The sequence below is a fragment of the Natronoarchaeum sp. GCM10025703 genome, from assembly GCF_042661985.1.
Taxonomy (GTDB): Archaea; Halobacteriota; Halobacteria; order Halobacteriales; family Natronoarchaeaceae; genus Natranaeroarchaeum.
In genome coordinates this window covers 1,307,767-1,323,267 of the sequence record NZ_JBHSZF010000001.1, presented here as the reverse complement: position 1 = coordinate 1,323,267, position 15,501 = coordinate 1,307,767, and the positions used below count along the sequence as shown (strand labels likewise).

Genomic DNA, 15,501 nt, shown 5'->3' with positions numbered 1-15,501 from the left:
CCATGAACAACTGGCTCGAAACGGATCTCCTCGCGGCGCGAGCGGCCACGTCGCCCGAGGACATCGCCGTGATCGATGCTGGCGACGGACCAGCCACCGGTGCGGCTACCGACCACCTGAGCTACGCCGACCTCGATTCCCTGGTCGACGACCTTGCGCGACGACTGACGACGCTCGGGATCGAACCGGGCGAGCACGTCGCCACGCTGCTGGATACGGGCCTCCCGTTCGTCGCGGTCGTCCACGCGCTCGACCGCCTGAGTGCGGTACTGGTGCCGCTCAACAGCAGGCTCACGCCAGAAGAGTCGGCGGCCCAGTGTGAACGCGTCGGCGTCGAGACGTTACTCTCTACCGCCGCGCAGGCGGAGCAAGCAGAAGCGGTCGCAGCGGCCCTGCGGGACCGATCGAATACCGAACATAGAGTTGCGCTCGTCGACGGCGAGACGGACTCCGGAACTGCTGTCTGGGACCGAGAGCCAGCCGGTTCGCTCCCAGTGATCGAGCGCTCGCCAGCGGATCGGCGACTCGTACTCTTCACCTCGGGGACCACGGGAACGCCCAAAGCCGTCCCGCTGACGACCAGAAACCTGGTCGCCTCGGCAGTCGCCTCGGCGTTCCGACTCGGTGTCACGCCGGACGAGCGCTGGCTCTGTGCCCTGCCGATGTATCACATGGGCGGCCTCGCCCCGGTGTTCCGCTCGACGCTGTACGGGACGACCGTGGTGCTCCAGTCGTCGTTCGACGCCGAGCGGACGCCCGCAGCCGCCCGGGCCCACGACGTCACCGGACTCTCTCTCGTGCCGACGATGCTTCACCGGATCCTCGACGCGGACGAAACGCTCCCCGACTCGCTTCGGTTCGTCTTGCTCGGTGGGGGTCCCGCGGATGCCTCGTTGATCGAGCGCGCCGAGGAGGACGGGATCCCAGTCTGTCCGACTTACGGGATGACCGAGACCGCCTCACAGATCGCGACAGCACGGCCCGCGGAGGCAGTCGAACACGAGGGTACTGTCGGTCGCCCGCTGTTCGGAACCGAGGTGACTATCGTCGACGAGGAGGCAACGCCGGTAGAGACGGGCGAGACCGGCGAACTCGTCGTCGCCGGCCCGACAGTGACGCCCGGCTACACCGGGGCGAGGGCGACGGCCGAAGCGTTCGGCCCGTATGGCCTCCACACCGGCGACCTCGGGCATCGAGACGAGGGGGTCGGCTCTGGATTACGGGCCGGCGAGTCGACCGGATCGTCACCGGCGGCGAGAACGTCGATCCGGACGAGGTACGGACGACCCTCCGCGACCATCCTGCCGTCGAGGACGCCGCAGTCGTCGGCCTCGAGGACGAGGAGTGGGGCCAGCGCGTCGCGGCGCTCGTGGTGCCGTCCGAAGGGGCCCGTCCGGACGCAGACGCACTCCGGGAGCACTGTCGCGAGCGACTGGCTGGTTACAAACTCCCCGGTCCATCGCAGTCGCCGAGTCGTTGCCCCGCACTGCGTCGGGGACCGTCGACCGGGCCACCGTCCGGGAGCGACTCCTCGACCCGGAGTGACCGGCCACCCGGGCGCACTCCGCCGGTGGGCGGGGCTACACCCCCAGTACGACCAAGGATTTTATCGCCTTGCTCGTCTGACCTATATTCGTGTGCACACTGACGCTCGCGTGGCAGACCTTCGAGAGCGCGCCGGTGGTCGTCGCGGCGAACCGTGACGAAGCGCTCGACCGGCCGTCGACGCCACCCGCTGTTATCGAGTCCGATCCGCGGATCGTCGCGCCACAGGACGAAGAGGCGTCGGGGACGTGGATCGGCTACAACGAGCACGGCGTGCTGGTCGGAATCACGAACCGCTGGAACGATGCCAAACTCGCCGGGGAGCGCTCGCGCGGACTGCTCGTCCGCGACGCTCTACGTCGGGAGAGCGCACAGGCCGCGGCCCGGTACGTCGAGCAATCGGTCCAGGAACACGAGTACGAGGGGTTCAATCTCGCCGTCGTCGACCGGACCGCCGCGCTCTACTACGAGTGGAGCGGCCAGTTGGCGTTCAGACAGTTCGGCCCGGGCATCCATGTCATCGTGAACGTCGGCGCGGACGGACGATATACGATTCCCAAATCGCGGCCTGACGTCGGCGAGCGACAGGCCGAAAACGCCGACCACCTCCGCGAGACGCTCGCGGTCGCCCCGGATGAAACCCCCGCGGAATGGCGCTCGCGCGCTGAATCCGTACTCGGCGATCACGAGCATGGCGTCTGTATCCACGGCGACGGCTTCGGGACGCGCTCCTCGTCGGTGATCACGCTCGGCGAGGGGGCGCATACTACCGGTTTGCGGACGGCCCACCCTGCGAGACGCCGTACCGGGACGTCCATCTGGAGTCCTGAGAGCCATCAGATCCCGGAGTCATGAGATCGACTAGACGCTGTGAGCCGTGAAGCGCAAGCCGCGCTTTTGAAGTGTCTCAACCGATTATAGCGGGACAACGAATGAGTGAGGACTTCTACGATGTGCTCGGCGTAAGCCGCGACGCGTCCGAGGACGAGATCAAGCAGGCCTACCGGAAGAAAGCGAGCGAGTACCATCCGGACGTGAGCGACGATCCGAACGCCGAGGAGATGTTCAAAAAGCTCCAGAAGGCAAAGGAGGTACTCACCGACGAGGAGAAACGCCAGGCGTACGACCGGATGGGCCACGACCGCTTCGAGCAGGCAGACAAACGCGGCGGGTTCGATGGCGGCCGCGGTGCTGGCGGGGCCGGTGGGCCGTTCGGCGGTGGGGGCGGGCCGTTCGGTGGCGGCGCTGGCGGTGCCGGGGGTGCGGGCGGTATGGGCGACATCTTCGAGCAGTTCTTCGGCGGTCAGGGCGGCGGCGGTCGCAGTCGCCGGGAGCGCAAGGGCTCGGATCTACGAACGCGGCTTCAACTAGACCTCGGAGACGTCTACAACGGGGTCGACAAGGAGATCACGATCCGCCGTCCCGAGACCTGTACTACCTGCGATGGGGCGGGCCATCCGCCGGAGGCTGATTCCCAGACCTGTCCGGAGTGTAACGGCCAGGGGCAGGTCACACAGGTCACCCAGACGCCGCTCGGTCGGATGCAACAGACCCAGGCCTGTCCACGCTGTGAGGGCGACGGTGAGGTCTACGACGAGCGGTGTTCGGACTGTGGCGGCGACGGACAGGTGATGAACGAGGCAACGCTAACTGTCGAGGTCCCGGCCGGAATCAAGGACGGCCAGACCCTCCGGATGGACGGCGAGGGCGCACCCTCCGAGGGTCGCGGCCCGAACGGCGACCTTCTGATCGAGGTGTCGGTCGCCGACCACCCCGACTTCGAGCGCGACGGGGACGACCTCCAGTTGAACAAGGCCGTCTCGTTCCCGCAGGCCGTTTTCGGCGACACCGTCGAGGTCCCGACGTTCGACGGCACCGTCGAGATGGACGTTCCGGCAGGGACCCAGAGCGGCGAGACGTTCCGCATCCGGAACAAAGGCATGCCACGACTTCGTGGACGCGGACAGGGCGACCTGTACGTGCAGGTGCAGGTCGTCACCCCTGAGAGCCTCAACGACGAGCAACGCGAGGCACTCGAACAGTTCGCGGAGGCCGGCGGCGAGGAGATAGAGATCGAGAAAGGGTTCTTCGAGAAGATCAAGAACTCCTTCTGATCGCCAGCGACGGACGGTAAACGGTTCCTACCCGCGATTATACAACTGGTAACCAAGTAGCAACTCCTCCAGAGCACCAATGGGGGCACACACGACGATGCGGGCCGACCCGGAGTGACACACTGCAGATGGCACTCCCGTGACGGGATCAGCGCCGCACGTGCTGGTCGACATGATCGGAGTCGGTGTCGCTCGCGGCCGGCGTACAGTTGGGGAACTGTCGTCGTACCCGGATCCTGGAGCGTGGACGGAAGTGCCCCGGAATACTCCGTCTTTTTCACAGGTGACTCCCAGCACCCTGCATGGACACGCTCGACGAGGAGACAGTACGGACACTCGACGACATCCTCGACCGCGAGCGTCGCTCAGGGGACGTCGCGGTTCGTGCGGACGGCGACACCGACCACGTCTACACCTATCGACGCTTCCTGACCACCGCCTGGAAGACGGGGAACTTCTTCCGCCATCTGGGCGTCCGCGAGGGCGTCACCGTCGGTATCGTCGCCGATCCCAGACCGCAACCACTGCTCGGACTGTTCGGCGCGGCGCTGCTCGGCGCGCATGTGCGACTGGACCCGCCCGAGACGGTCGACGCCAGAGTCGTCCTCGCCCCGACAGAGAGCATCGACCGGTACGAACTCCCGGCCGGGGGACAGCGCGTGGGCTACGGCGCGGATCCCACCGAACCGGGCGTCCGGTACTTCGAGGAGAACATCTGGAGCGAGAACCCCTCGTTCCCGCCACAGGACCGTGACCCTTCGGCACCGGTACTCGTCGACGATTCGGGAAGCTACACCCACGAACGCCTGATCGATAGCGCCTACTCGGCGATCGATCGACTCTCGCTCGACGCATCGGATATGGTCGCAGTACGGGCCCCGCTCGTCGACCCACGAACCATTGCGACGGGCGTGCTCGCACCGCTGATCGCCGGCGGTGCAGTCCAACTCGGCGCGGACGGTTCGGAGGCCGACGCCGAAATCGTCGCGCGGGAAGAACCATCGAGCGCTCGCTGGATCGACATCAGAACGGTCGATCTCTGAGAAAGAGTCGTGCCGCCTGCGCCTACGTCGCCGCTTCGAGCGCCTCGATCGCTTCGGGGTTTTCGATACTCGAAAGATCCCCGAGGTCTTCGCCGGTGTAGCTTGCCTCGATGGCACGTCTGACTATCTTTCCGCTCTGTGTCTTCGGGAACGCCTCGACGAACAACACTTCTCGCGGCCGGAACGGCTTGCCGAGTTCGGCCCCTACCTGCTCCCGAAGCGCCGCCTTCAGGTCCTCGCTCGGCTCAGCGTCGTCTTCGAGGACGACGTACGCGACGACGGCCTGGCCCGTCGTGTCGTCTGGGACGCCAACCGCGGCGGCCTGATTGACTGTCTCGTGGTCGATTAGCGCGCCCTCAACCTCGGCAGGGCCGACTTTGCGGCCTGCAACGTTGATGGCGTCGTCGGCCCGGCCGTGGAGGAACCAGAAGCCGTCCTCGTCGATCTGTGCCCAGTCGCCGTGGTCCCAGAGGTCGTCCCACGTCGACCAGTACTCCTCTAAATACCGCTCGTCGCCGCTCCAGAGTGAGTTCGTCATCGAGGGGCAGGAGTCCCGCGCGACGAGGAAGCCCCGTTCGTGCTCGTCGGCGATCGATTCCCCACTGGCGTCGACGATGTCGATATTCATGCCGAGACCGGGGCCGCCGAGCGTGCAGGGTTTGAGTGGCTGGGTCGGCATCGGCATGAGAAAGCAGCCCATGATCTCGGTCCCGCCGGAGATGTTGATGATCGGGCAGGTACCGCCGCCGACGCGGTCGTAGAACCAGCGCCACGACTCGGGGTCCCACGGTTCCCCGGTCGAGCCAAGCAGTCGAAGGCTCGACAGGTCGTGGCCGTCGAGCCACTCCTCGCCGTGTTTCCGGAGCGCACGGATCGCCGTCGGCGAAATGCCGAAGGTCGTCACGTCGTGGCTATCGATCAGTTCCCAGAGCCGATCCGGTTCAGGGTGGTCTGGCGCACCCTCGTAGAGCACAACCGTCCCGCCGAAGGCATGGTTACCCAGTAGAGTCCACGGCCCCATCATCCAGCCGATATCCGAGAGCCAGAAGAACTGATCGTCCGGTTGCTGGTCGAAGCCGAAGTGGATCTCCTTGGCCGCCTGCATCAGCGCGCCAGCGTGGGTCTGGACGATTCCTTTCGGTTTTCCAGTCGTTCCCGAGGAGTACAGCAACATCGCGGGATGATCGGCAGGGAGCGATTTCGTCTCGTACTCGTCGTCGGCCTCGCCGACGGCGTCGTCCCACCACTGGTCGGTCCCGTCGTTCCACGTCAGATCGATTCCGTCACCCTCCCGGCTACCAAGCCGGTCGTAGATGATCACGCTTTCGACGCCGCCGACCTCCTCGAGCGCGTCGTCCGCGGTCGGTTTGAGCGAGACGTGATTGCCGCGCCGGTAGAACCCGTCCGCCGTAAACAGCACGTCCGGGTCGGCATCGTCGAGCCGTGTCGCGACGGCGTCGGTGCCAAAGCCCGAGAAGACCGGGACCGCGATTGCACCGACTGTCAGACAGCCATAGAGGATGGAGACGACTTCCGGTACCATCGGCATGTACAGCGCGACGGTGTCACCCGGTTCTACGCCCCGGTCGTCGAGCGCGTTGGCGACCCGGTTCGTCTGTGCGGCGAGGTCGTCGAACGCTATCTCGCGGACGTCGCCGGGTTCGCCCTCCCAGATCACGGCAAGGTCCTCGCTGGCTTCGTCGCTGGCGTGACGGTCGACGACGTTGTGGGCCGCATTGATCTCGCCGCCGGGATACCAGTCGGTGAACTGTGGGCCATCGGTGTCGTCACGGACGGTCTCGTAGGACTCGAAAAAGTCGATCCCGAGATACTCGACGAGTTCGTCCCAGAACCAGTCGATTCCGGAGGCTGGCTCGCCGGCGACCTCACCGGTCGTCCGCGCGATCAGTTCGTCGTAGTCGTCGATCCCGTACTCGCGCATGAACTCGTAGACGTTCGTCGACTCGACGAACTCGCTCGAAGGCTCGTGGACGATCTCGTCGACGTCGCTAAGAGACGGCATACCTCGGGATTCCACACGAACGATTAAGAAGGTTTCCGGGGCGACAGGTTCGGCCGGTCAGACCGAGTAGGCGATCCGCTCGCCGGTCTCCAGTCCGTTTCGGAGTGCGGCGTGGATCCGCCCTTCGCCGGGCACCCAGTCGCCGACGCAGTAGAGCCCGTGTTCCTCGGCCGACTGGAGTGGGCCACCGAGGACTGCCCCTCGGGGAGCCCGTACCGCCATCCCTGATGATCCGTCCAGTCCGGATCGGCGAGTCGCTCGTCGTCGAGCAGCGTCGCAGTCCGTCTTGCGAGTTCGTCGAGATTCGCGTCGGCCGGTTCGTCGTGGTTGGCGGCCGACCACTCCGGACTGGCCTGGACGACGAGCAGCGATTCGCCGTCGGGGACGTGGCCGGGTTTGCACTCCTCCCGTGCGACCCAGCCGATCTCGTGTTCGTTGTCGGTGTTGATCAGCGCGTAGTACGGACGGTCGATCTCGAAGGGGTAATGCAGGATCGCCGACCAGACTGGCCGGTAGTCGACGTCAGCGACTGCATCGACGAGGTCAGGCCGGATGTCGGCGTCCCAGTCGGCATCAGCCAACAGTTCCGCAGTCTGCGGCGCGGGCGGGTTCAGCACGAGCACGTCGAACGGCCCCCACGTCTCACCGTCGGTATCGACGAGTTGCCACGTGTCGCCGTCCCGCCGCACTGTTTCGACGCGCGTCTCCTGATGAACCGTCGCGTCGGTCTCGCCCAGCAGGCGTTTGGCGATCTGTGTCAACCCGTCGCGATAGGTCCACTTGTACTCGTCATCGTCTCGCCCCTCTGAGACGTCGTCGTCCTCGGTAAACGTCCAGATCGGCTCCGGGACGTCGACCAGTCCGTCGTCGTCTACCACTTCGGTCAGCAGTTCGACGACCCGGTCGTCCTCGGATCTGACGTAGTTTGCGCCGTAATCGTAGGTCACGTTGTCGCGACGCCGCGTCGCCGCCCGCCCGCAGACGCCGCGAGATTTCTCAAGAATAGTAACGTCGGCATCCGGTACCGCCTCATCTACCACGTAGGTCGTCGCGGCCGCGGCCGCACCGGCACCGACGATCCCGATTCGTGTCATCGCATTCGGCTAGGGGCTGGACAAGGATAGTCGCTCTGATGGGGGTGATGCACGCTACCTTACGGAGCGTTCATTATCCGGGTCCTCCGAGGCGTCCTCCGGCACCTGCTCTCCATCGATGTCGTCCTCCGTCGCCGCGCCGTCGTTCGAGGCGACTCGCTCTCCGGCGATTTCGTCGTTGGTCACTTTGTCGTCGTTCGTCTCAGCAACCTCATTATCGTTCACCTCGGGCACCTCATCGTCATTTATTTCTGCGGCCTCGTCGCCGTTCGCCTCTCCGTCTTTGCCGGCGTTGAGACCGGGGCCCAGCCAGGTGAGCACGACACCGCCGACGACAATCGTCGCAACGGCGGTGTTGCTGAATCCGCTCGTGCCGAGAGCCTCCAGTACGACGCCGTAGCCGCTGCCGAGAAACAGCATCCCCCGCCGAGGAGACTGTACGTCGACTCTTCGGCGTTCTCGTATAGCTCCATGAGGCCGAGGTTCGCGGCCCCGAGAAAGACGAGCACCCGGGCGAGCCGCTCGGCCCATGCAGTGCCCGTCACCAGCGCGTAGATGCCGATGATGACGATCCCGAGAAAGATTCCAAGCAGCGCGACCGACTGCGCCGCGACGACACGATTCGGTGATGACATACTGGAACGTCCCGCCCGACACCCTCGAATCTTGCGATTCTGCGGCTCAATGCACACAAATCATTTATTCAGCGGCCGGCTAGTGTTGCATATGTACGTCCGGGACGCAAAAAACCGAGAAGAGGTCTGGTTGCTGGACCATATCGAAGCGATGGGGCTCGACGAGACCGCGTTTCGCTCGCGGGATTACGTCATTGCGCTCGACGAGCAGTCCGGGACGAAAGCGGGCTTCGGCCGTATCCGTATCCACCGGATCGACGAGGGGGAACTCTGTGAACTGACCAGTATCGGCGTCCTCGACGGGTGGCGCGAGCAGGGCGTCGGCGCGCACGTTATCGAACGGCTGATCGAACACGCCCGCGACGAGGGGTTCGAGCAGGTCTACAGCCTCACGGACGAGCCGGGCTATCTCATGCAGTTCGGGTTCCAGGGTATCCCGGCCGCGGAGCTCCCCGAGAAACTGCAGGAGCGTCTCGAAGCGAAACGAGAGAACACCGCGCCGGACGCCGTGCCACTCGTCATCGACGTCGACGAGTTCCGGATGCCCGACCGACTCCGCGAGCGATTCAAGAACGCGCGAGAACAGAGCTCCGACGAGCCGGATGAGCCCGCAGAAGACTTCGGCATCGACCCGGAGTCGGCGACGTACAAATACGATACGGGTTAGGCGGCACTTGCCGCGGTCAAGCGCCCTGTTCCTCACCGATTCCGTATTTGAACGCGACCCAGCCGATGACGGTGATGAAGATGATCGGCGGGAGCATGACGAACACCCACAGCGGTTCGGCTCCCCAGACCATCACCAGTGCGACGTTCGCCAGCCCGAGCAGGAGAAACGGGAGGATGTACAGCGCCGCCCTGATCCGGCTGGTGCCCGGCGAATCGTCGTCGGTCTCGGGGAACGGCGCACTCATTACTGACGACTGGGTGCTACACGATCAAAAACGGCGCGGTCCATCATCCGGCGTCGCCGCGTTCCGTCTCCGGTGAACTGTCATCTCCTACCGACCATCCGGCGAGCGCCCGTTTCGTTCCGAAATGTAACTCGTCCTTGTCAGGCGGATCGACAACCCATACGGCACCGTTGAGTTCACTCGGTTGGACCGTTATCGATCCGTCGACGTAGTCGGCCCGGAAGAACACGCGGAGCATATTGAGACGCTCCTCGTACCCCTCACAGATGATGCGGTCGTGGCGGAGATGACTGATCGTCCGCGGTTCGATATCGATCCCGACCTCCTCGCGAACCTCGCGCTCTACAGTCCGATCGAACGGCTCGTCGGTCTCTCTTCCGCCACCGGGGAGACTCCACTTCGTGTTTCCGCGGCCCAGAATCAGGAGAACGCGCTCGCGCTCGGGACCGTCCACGGGGAGCGTCTCCGAAAGCGGAGCCTGTTGCTCGGGCCATCGGCGGACGAGCGCGTAGGCACTGCCGACGTAGCCGTTCTCCGAGCCCTCGAGCCACTGCTCGAACCGATCCGGGTCGACGGCGTCAGTGCGCTGGTACACGGGTTTCTCGCCGAAGCGATCGAAGAGCCGATCGCGATGGCGCTCGACTGCGTCGAGTTTGATCTCACGATAGCTCATGACGTTCGGTTGTCTGTGCAGTCCGGTAAAAAGACTGTCAATATACAGCGGACTCGAATCGCCGTCGCCAATCCTTATGCACCCGGCCACCAACGTGGGAAACGATGTTCGACCCCGACGACCTGGAGGCGATCCGCGCCGGGAAAGACGAGTGGGAGCGCGAGCAGGTCGAGCCGACGCTCGAACGCTTCGGCGAGCGCCGGGAGCGGTTCACCACCGACACCGGCGGACAGGAGGTGCAACGGCTCTACACGCCCGCCGATATCGCCGAACAGGACTACGAGGAGGACGTCGGGTACCCCGCCGAGGAGCCTTACACCCGCGGCGTCTATCCCACGATGTACCGCGGGCGGCTCTGGACGATGCGCCAGTACGCCGGGATGGGCACCGCACGAGAGACCAACGAGCGGTTTCACTACCTGCTCGATCAGGGACAGACGGGGCTTTCGATGGCCTTCGACCTCCCGACACAGATGGGCTACGACTCGGACGACTCGATGGCCCAGGGGAGGTCGGCAAATCCGGCGTCGCTATCGACTCGCTCCGGGACTTCGAGACGGTGTTCGACGGTATCCCGCTCGCGGACGTCTCGACGAGCATGACGATCAACGCGCCCGCATCGGTACTACTCGCGATGTACATCGCGCTGGGCGACCAGCAGGGCGTCCCCCGCGAAGAGCTTCGCGGCACGATCCAGAACGACGTGCTCAAGGAGTATATCGCGCGGAACACCTACATCTACCCGCCCGAGCCGTCGATGCGGATTATCACCGACATCTTCGAGTTCTGCGCCGACGAGACGCCGAACTTCAACACAATCTCCATCTCCGGCTATCACGTCCGGGAGGCGGGTGCGACTGCCGCGCAGGAACTCGCCTTTACCCTCGGCAACGGTATCGAGTACGTCGACGCGGCCGTCGAGACCGGCCTCGACGTCGACGAGTTCGCACCGCAGTTATCCTTCTTTTTCGCCGCCCACAACAACATCCTCGAGGAGGTGGCCAAGTTCCGTGCCGCCCGTCGGATGTGGGCCCGAATCATGGAGGAGCGCTTCGACGCCACCGATCCGGCGTCTAAACAACTGAAGTTCCACACGCAAACTGCGGGCTCGACACTGACCGCCCAACAGGTCGACAACAACGTCGTGCGCGTCGCCTATCAGGCGCTCGCCGCAGTGCTCGGCGGTACCCAGAGCCTCCACACGAACGGGAAAGACGAAGCGCTTGCGCTGCCGACAGAGGAGTCCGTTCGGACCGCGCTACGCACCCAGCAGATCCTCGCCCACGAATCCGGCGCTGCCGACACTGTCGACCCGCTCGGCGGAAGCTACTACGTCGAGTCGCTGACCGACGACCTCGAAGCGGAGGCGTTCGACATCCTCGACTCCGTCGACGAACGCGGCGGGATGCTCCGCGCCATCGAGGACCAGTGGGTCCAGCGCCAGATCCAGGACGTCGCCTACGACCGCCAGCAAGAGACCGAATCCGGCGACCGGATCGTCGTCGGCGTCAACAAGTTCGAGATAGAGGAGCGCCAGGAGATGGATCTGGAGGAGGTCACCGAGGAGGACGAACGCCGACAGATCGACCGACTGAACTCGGTCCGCGAGGAGCGCGACGACGAGGCCGTCGAAGCGAAACTAAATACGCTGCGCGAGACCGCCCAGAGCGACGGCAACCTGCTCCCGCCGATGATCGAGGCTGTGAAAGTCTACGCGACGGTCGGCGAGGTCTGTGACGTGCTCCGCGACGAGTTCGGCGAGTACCGCGGCGCAGGCGCAGTCTGAACGGAGCGTGGGCGCGGTCGCCGCCGGCATCGATGGTTGTCGCCCGACTGGAAGCCACCAAACGCTAAACTACTTGCCGGTAGTCGAATACTGTATGCAGTTTCATCACACGGGTGTCGCGACGCAGGACGCTGACCAGTTGATCGATCTGTACGGTGCGCTGTTCGACGCACCCGTCGTTCACGAGGAGGAACTCGACGGCCTGCGTATCGTCATGCTCGAAGTCGACGGGGGCTACTTCGAGCTACTCGAACCCATTCAGCACGCCACTGTTGCCCGATTTCTCGACAAGCACGGCCCCGGCGTCCACCACGTCGCGGTCCTGACAGAGGATATCGAGGCGGCCCTGGAGACGGCCCGCGAACTGGAAATCGAATGTATCGACGAAGAGCCACGGGAGGGCGCGTGGGGCCACGACGTCGCCTTCCTGCATCCGAACGACACCGGCGGCGTGCTGGTCGAGTTCGTCGAGGAGTGAGTGGGTCTCGCATTGCTCGCGAGGCCTCACTCTTTTGAGGCCTCACTATCTTTCAGACCTCGTCCTCCCCAACCGGTGTCGCGCCCACGGAGGGGCGCGAGTGCCCTCGCGCGCGTCCCTCGCGCACGCCGGACGGAGGATTAGCCCTTGATGTTGCAGACGGGGAACGTCCGGGCGACCTTGTCGCCGATACCGAGTGCGTCCGAGACGCGGACGACCTCGTCGACGTCCTTGTAGACGCCGGGGGCCTCCTCGGCGACAGTCGCGCCGCTCTGGGCCTTGACGTAGATCTGCTGGGTCTCGCGCAGGTCGTCCTGGACGTCGCCGCCCCAGAACTCGTTTTTGGCCTGGGTGCGGGACATCAGCCGTCCCGCCCCGTGAGCCGTCGAACCGAACGTCTCATCCATCGATCGGTCGCCGCCGCGCAGGACGTAGCTTCCCGCGCCCATGCTGCCGGGGATGATGATCGGCTGGCCGACGTCACGGTAGGCCGCCGGAACCTCCGGATGGCCTGCGGGGAACGCTCTGGTCGCACCCTTGCGGTGGACGTAGAGTTCGCGTTCCTCGCCGTCGACGGTGTGGGTCTCCTTCTTCGCGATGTTGTGGGCCACGTCGTAGAGCAGGTTCATCTCCATCTCCTCCCACGTGCGGTCGAACACCTTCTCGAACACGCGGCGCGTGCGGTGCATGATGACCTGGCGGTTCACCCACGCGAAGTTGATCGCTGCACACATCGCGCCGTAGTACTCCTCGGCGAGTTGGGAACCGGCTGGTGCGGCAGCCAGTTCCTTGTCCGGCAACTGATTCAGGAGGTCGCTATGGGTCTGCTCGATCTTTCGGAGATAGTCGTTGCAGGTCTGGTGGCCCAGCCCCCGACTCCCGCAGTGGATCAGGACGACGATCTGATCCTCTTCGAGGTCGAACTCGCCGGCCACGTCCTCGCGGAAGACGTCCGTGACGCGCTGGACTTCGAGGAAGTGGTTCCCGCTCCCCAGACTCCCGATCTGGTTCTTCCCGCGATCCTTCGCCTTCTGGGAGATGGCTGACGGATCGGCGTCGGGTCGGCGTCCCTCGTCCTCGCAGGCCAGCAGGTCGGCCTCGACGCCGTAGTCCTCCTCGACGGCCCACTCGACGCCGTTCTCGAGGATGGCCTCGATCGTCTCCATGTCGCTTTCGACGACCCCGCCGCCGCCCAGTCCCGAGGGGATGTTCGCGAAGAGGTTGTCGACGAGTTCCTCCTCGTGACCTTGGACGTCGTCGTAGCTCAGATTCGTCGTCATCATCCGGACGCCGCAGTTCGAGACAATGAACCCATCCGCGATGAAGTTGTGTGCGCCGTGCTCGACACCGATATCGTAGACCGACTCCGTGCCGACGCAATCGATCGATCGGATTCGATCCGACACCATGAGGTTATCACCGACGGTGATCTCCTCACAGAATTCCTCGAATCCGGGGAAATCAGCCGGTGGCCGAGGTCGACCCTCACGGCCGCTCCAGACGCTACGTTCGATGAACCGGTCGTTGATCTCGAAGTCCATTTTGATCGCTTCGACGGATTGCCCACCGTCTGCCAGTGTTCGTGCCTGATCGGCGATCGATGTGCGCCGGTCAATTACTGTCTCCTTCCGTTTCAGGTACTGGAGCGCCTTGCTCGCTTTGCGCCGTTTCTCCTGATTGTATCGGTACCCCACTGCAGAGAAGAACCGAATCAGGTTTTGGCTATCGTTTTTGATGGCGAGGCGAAGCCGAACGGTCTCCCGATCGGCATTCGAGTCGGTCCCGAACCGCTCGATCTCGTTCGTCTCGATATCGAGATCTGCGAGGAACGAGGCAATCTCGGCCATGAACTGTTCGCCTTCATCAGCGACGTCCACCACACGAGTCTGTGAGACTTTCGGACAGTACAGGTTCTTGTCGTGTTGGGCTGCAGGCTCGTTCATTTCGGCCCCGAAATACGCCGACACGTACAGTGCCTTCTGCCAGTCTGCTAGCCGGTCGAAGTACGACGGCGTGGTAAACGAGGATTGGATCTTCGTCCCCTCCGGCGCACCCAGTTCCACGAGCATCCGCTGGAAGCCCTTCGAGGTCGCTCGCGTACTGTGCTCCGTGCTCTCGAACGATCGACCATCTATCTCGTGAGAACGAGTCCGTTCGTAGATCTTCGAGGGTTTGAACCCGATCGCACTGATGTCCGTCCGGATCTTCTCTAGGTCTTCGGGCTCGCCGTAGAACCAAGTCTGTCCCCCGCTTCCGATTGCTCCGTCTCCTGTGAAGAATCCGACAAGTTTGAGGAGTCGGTTGAATTCGTTGTCAGTCGACTTCAGCGGGAGCAGGTCGCGATCTTTCAGTGCTTGAACGAGCTGTAGGTTTTCGTCCTCGAAATCCGCTTCGGTCAGTACTGTGAACTCCTCGGGATCCTCGTGTTTGATGCCGCGGAACGGCTGAACCATCACTTCGTCCCCGTTCGAGAGTGCTCCGAGTTCACACATTCCGTCCGGGGTCAGGAAGGGGTGATCACTCGTCGCGGTGATCCGCTCCCCAGTTTCGGTTTCGACCTCATAGACCGTTGCGTCTTCCCGTTCAGTGAACAGCCGTATCGAGGACGGGGTCAGCGTATCGTCCGCGACCATCGCCCGTTCGTCCTCAAACCGTGTTTTGAGGTCCTCGATGGATACCGCCCGACCGTGTTCGAGGAGCACCTCTGTGTCACCCGTGAGGCAGTTGATGTCATAGCCGACCGCGCCCGGGGAGATACAGCCGTCTTCGGCGTCGAGCGCGCCGACGCCACCAACGGGGAAGCCGTAGCCCTGGTGGCCGTCGGGCATACAGATGGCGTGTTTCGTGATCCCCGGCAGGTGTGTCGTGTTTTTCAACTGCTGGAGCGTCTTGTCCTCGGAAATCTCGTCCAGTAACTGCTCGCTGGCGAGCACGCGCGCCGGGGCGCGCATCTCGCCTTCCTGGGGAATCTCCCAGACGTAGTCCCGAACCTTATGCAGGGTGATGCCGTCGGCGTCGTAGGTAGTCATACGCGAATATGCAACGCGAACGGCCCAATAGGTTTCGACGTGTCTCGACGCTGTCGTGTCGCTAGCGAACAGGTGACACGGCTCGCATGGTGGGAGGTCGCTGCCAGCACGGCGTATCACGGTCTCTGCGGACGGGGTGAACACCGTAGCATGCGGTAAGTGAACAA

9 protein-coding genes and 5 pseudogenes are annotated in these 15,501 nt (G+C 64.2%); 7 read left to right on the top strand and 7 right to left on the bottom strand.

Translation table 11 applies throughout. The features are described 5' to 3' along the window. Positions 1 to 2 precede the first annotated feature (2 nt). From menE to ACFQH2_RS07480, 4 genes and pseudogenes are all read left to right on the top strand, one after another. A pseudogene (gene menE, locus ACFQH2_RS07495) lies at positions 3 to 1,545 on the top strand (o-succinylbenzoate--CoA ligase). A 90-nt stretch (positions 1,546 to 1,635) separates the two neighbouring features. After that, a pseudogene (locus ACFQH2_RS07490) lies at positions 1,636 to 2,375 on the top strand (NRDE family protein). A gap of 102 nt (positions 2,376 to 2,477) precedes the next feature. After that, complete coding sequence (gene dnaJ, locus ACFQH2_RS07485) at positions 2,478 to 3,659, top strand: molecular chaperone DnaJ (protein ID WP_377052358.1); 1,182 nt, start codon at positions 2,478 to 2,480, stop codon at positions 3,657 to 3,659. Positions 3,660 to 3,961: 302 nt separating this feature from the next. Next, on the top strand, positions 3,962 to 4,702 hold the full coding sequence (locus ACFQH2_RS07480; RefSeq protein ID WP_377052356.1) for a hypothetical protein: 741 nt from the start codon (positions 3,962 to 3,964) through the stop codon (positions 4,700 to 4,702). A gap of 22 nt (positions 4,703 to 4,724) precedes the next feature. Here the strand turns inward: ACFQH2_RS07480 and ACFQH2_RS07475 are convergent, their stop codons facing one another. The 3 genes and pseudogenes from ACFQH2_RS07475 to ACFQH2_RS07465 form a co-directional block, all read right to left on the bottom strand. Further along, positions 4,725 to 6,725 (bottom strand): AMP-binding protein, encoded by a 2,001-nt coding sequence (locus ACFQH2_RS07475; protein WP_377052354.1) that lies wholly within the window; start codon positions 6,723 to 6,725, stop codon positions 4,725 to 4,727. Positions 6,726 to 6,782: 57 nt separating this feature from the next. Further along, positions 6,783 to 7,819, bottom strand: a pseudogene (locus ACFQH2_RS07470) (NAD(P)/FAD-dependent oxidoreductase). A gap of 54 nt (positions 7,820 to 7,873) precedes the next feature. After that, positions 7,874 to 8,239, bottom strand: coding sequence for a hypothetical protein (locus ACFQH2_RS07465; protein WP_377076602.1), 366 nt, complete (start codon positions 8,237 to 8,239; stop codon positions 7,874 to 7,876). A gap of 306 nt (positions 8,240 to 8,545) precedes the next feature. On the opposite strand from ACFQH2_RS07465, the gene ACFQH2_RS07460 reads away from it, so the two are divergent. Continuing rightward, the gene (locus ACFQH2_RS07460) at positions 8,546 to 9,121 is read left to right on the top strand and encodes a GNAT family N-acetyltransferase (RefSeq protein ID WP_377052348.1); all 576 of its coding nucleotides are present in this window, start codon (positions 8,546 to 8,548) and stop codon (positions 9,119 to 9,121) included. A 16-nt stretch (positions 9,122 to 9,137) separates the two neighbouring features. On the opposite strand, the gene ACFQH2_RS07455 is transcribed toward ACFQH2_RS07460, so the two are convergent. Further along, positions 9,138 to 9,368, bottom strand: a complete 231-nt coding sequence (locus ACFQH2_RS07455; protein WP_377052346.1) for a hypothetical protein — start codon at positions 9,366 to 9,368, stop codon at positions 9,138 to 9,140. 43 nt (positions 9,369 to 9,411) lie between these two features. Continuing rightward, entirely contained in the window at positions 9,412 to 10,041 is a 630-nt protein-coding gene (locus tag ACFQH2_RS07450) for an NUDIX domain-containing protein (protein WP_377052344.1), read from the bottom strand. 104 nt (positions 10,042 to 10,145) lie between these two features. Here ACFQH2_RS07450 and ACFQH2_RS07445 point away from each other — a divergent pair. Continuing rightward, a pseudogene (locus ACFQH2_RS07445) lies at positions 10,146 to 11,827 on the top strand (acyl-CoA mutase large subunit family protein). A gap of 94 nt (positions 11,828 to 11,921) precedes the next feature. After that, positions 11,922 to 12,305, top strand: a complete 384-nt coding sequence (mce, locus tag ACFQH2_RS07440) for a methylmalonyl-CoA epimerase (protein WP_377052340.1) — start codon at positions 11,922 to 11,924, stop codon at positions 12,303 to 12,305. Between the two features lie 140 nt (positions 12,306 to 12,445). On the opposite strand, the gene ACFQH2_RS07435 is transcribed toward mce, so the two are convergent. Then, the gene (locus tag ACFQH2_RS07435; RefSeq protein WP_377057032.1) at positions 12,446 to 15,034 is read right to left on the bottom strand and encodes an RtcB family protein; all 2,589 of its coding nucleotides are present in this window, start codon (positions 15,032 to 15,034) and stop codon (positions 12,446 to 12,448) included. Continuing rightward, positions 15,026 to 15,334, bottom strand: a pseudogene (locus tag ACFQH2_RS07430) (RtcB family protein); the annotation flags it as partial. The gene ACFQH2_RS07435 and the pseudogene ACFQH2_RS07430, both read right to left, overlap by 9 nt. Positions 15,335 to 15,501: the final 167 nt, after the last annotated feature.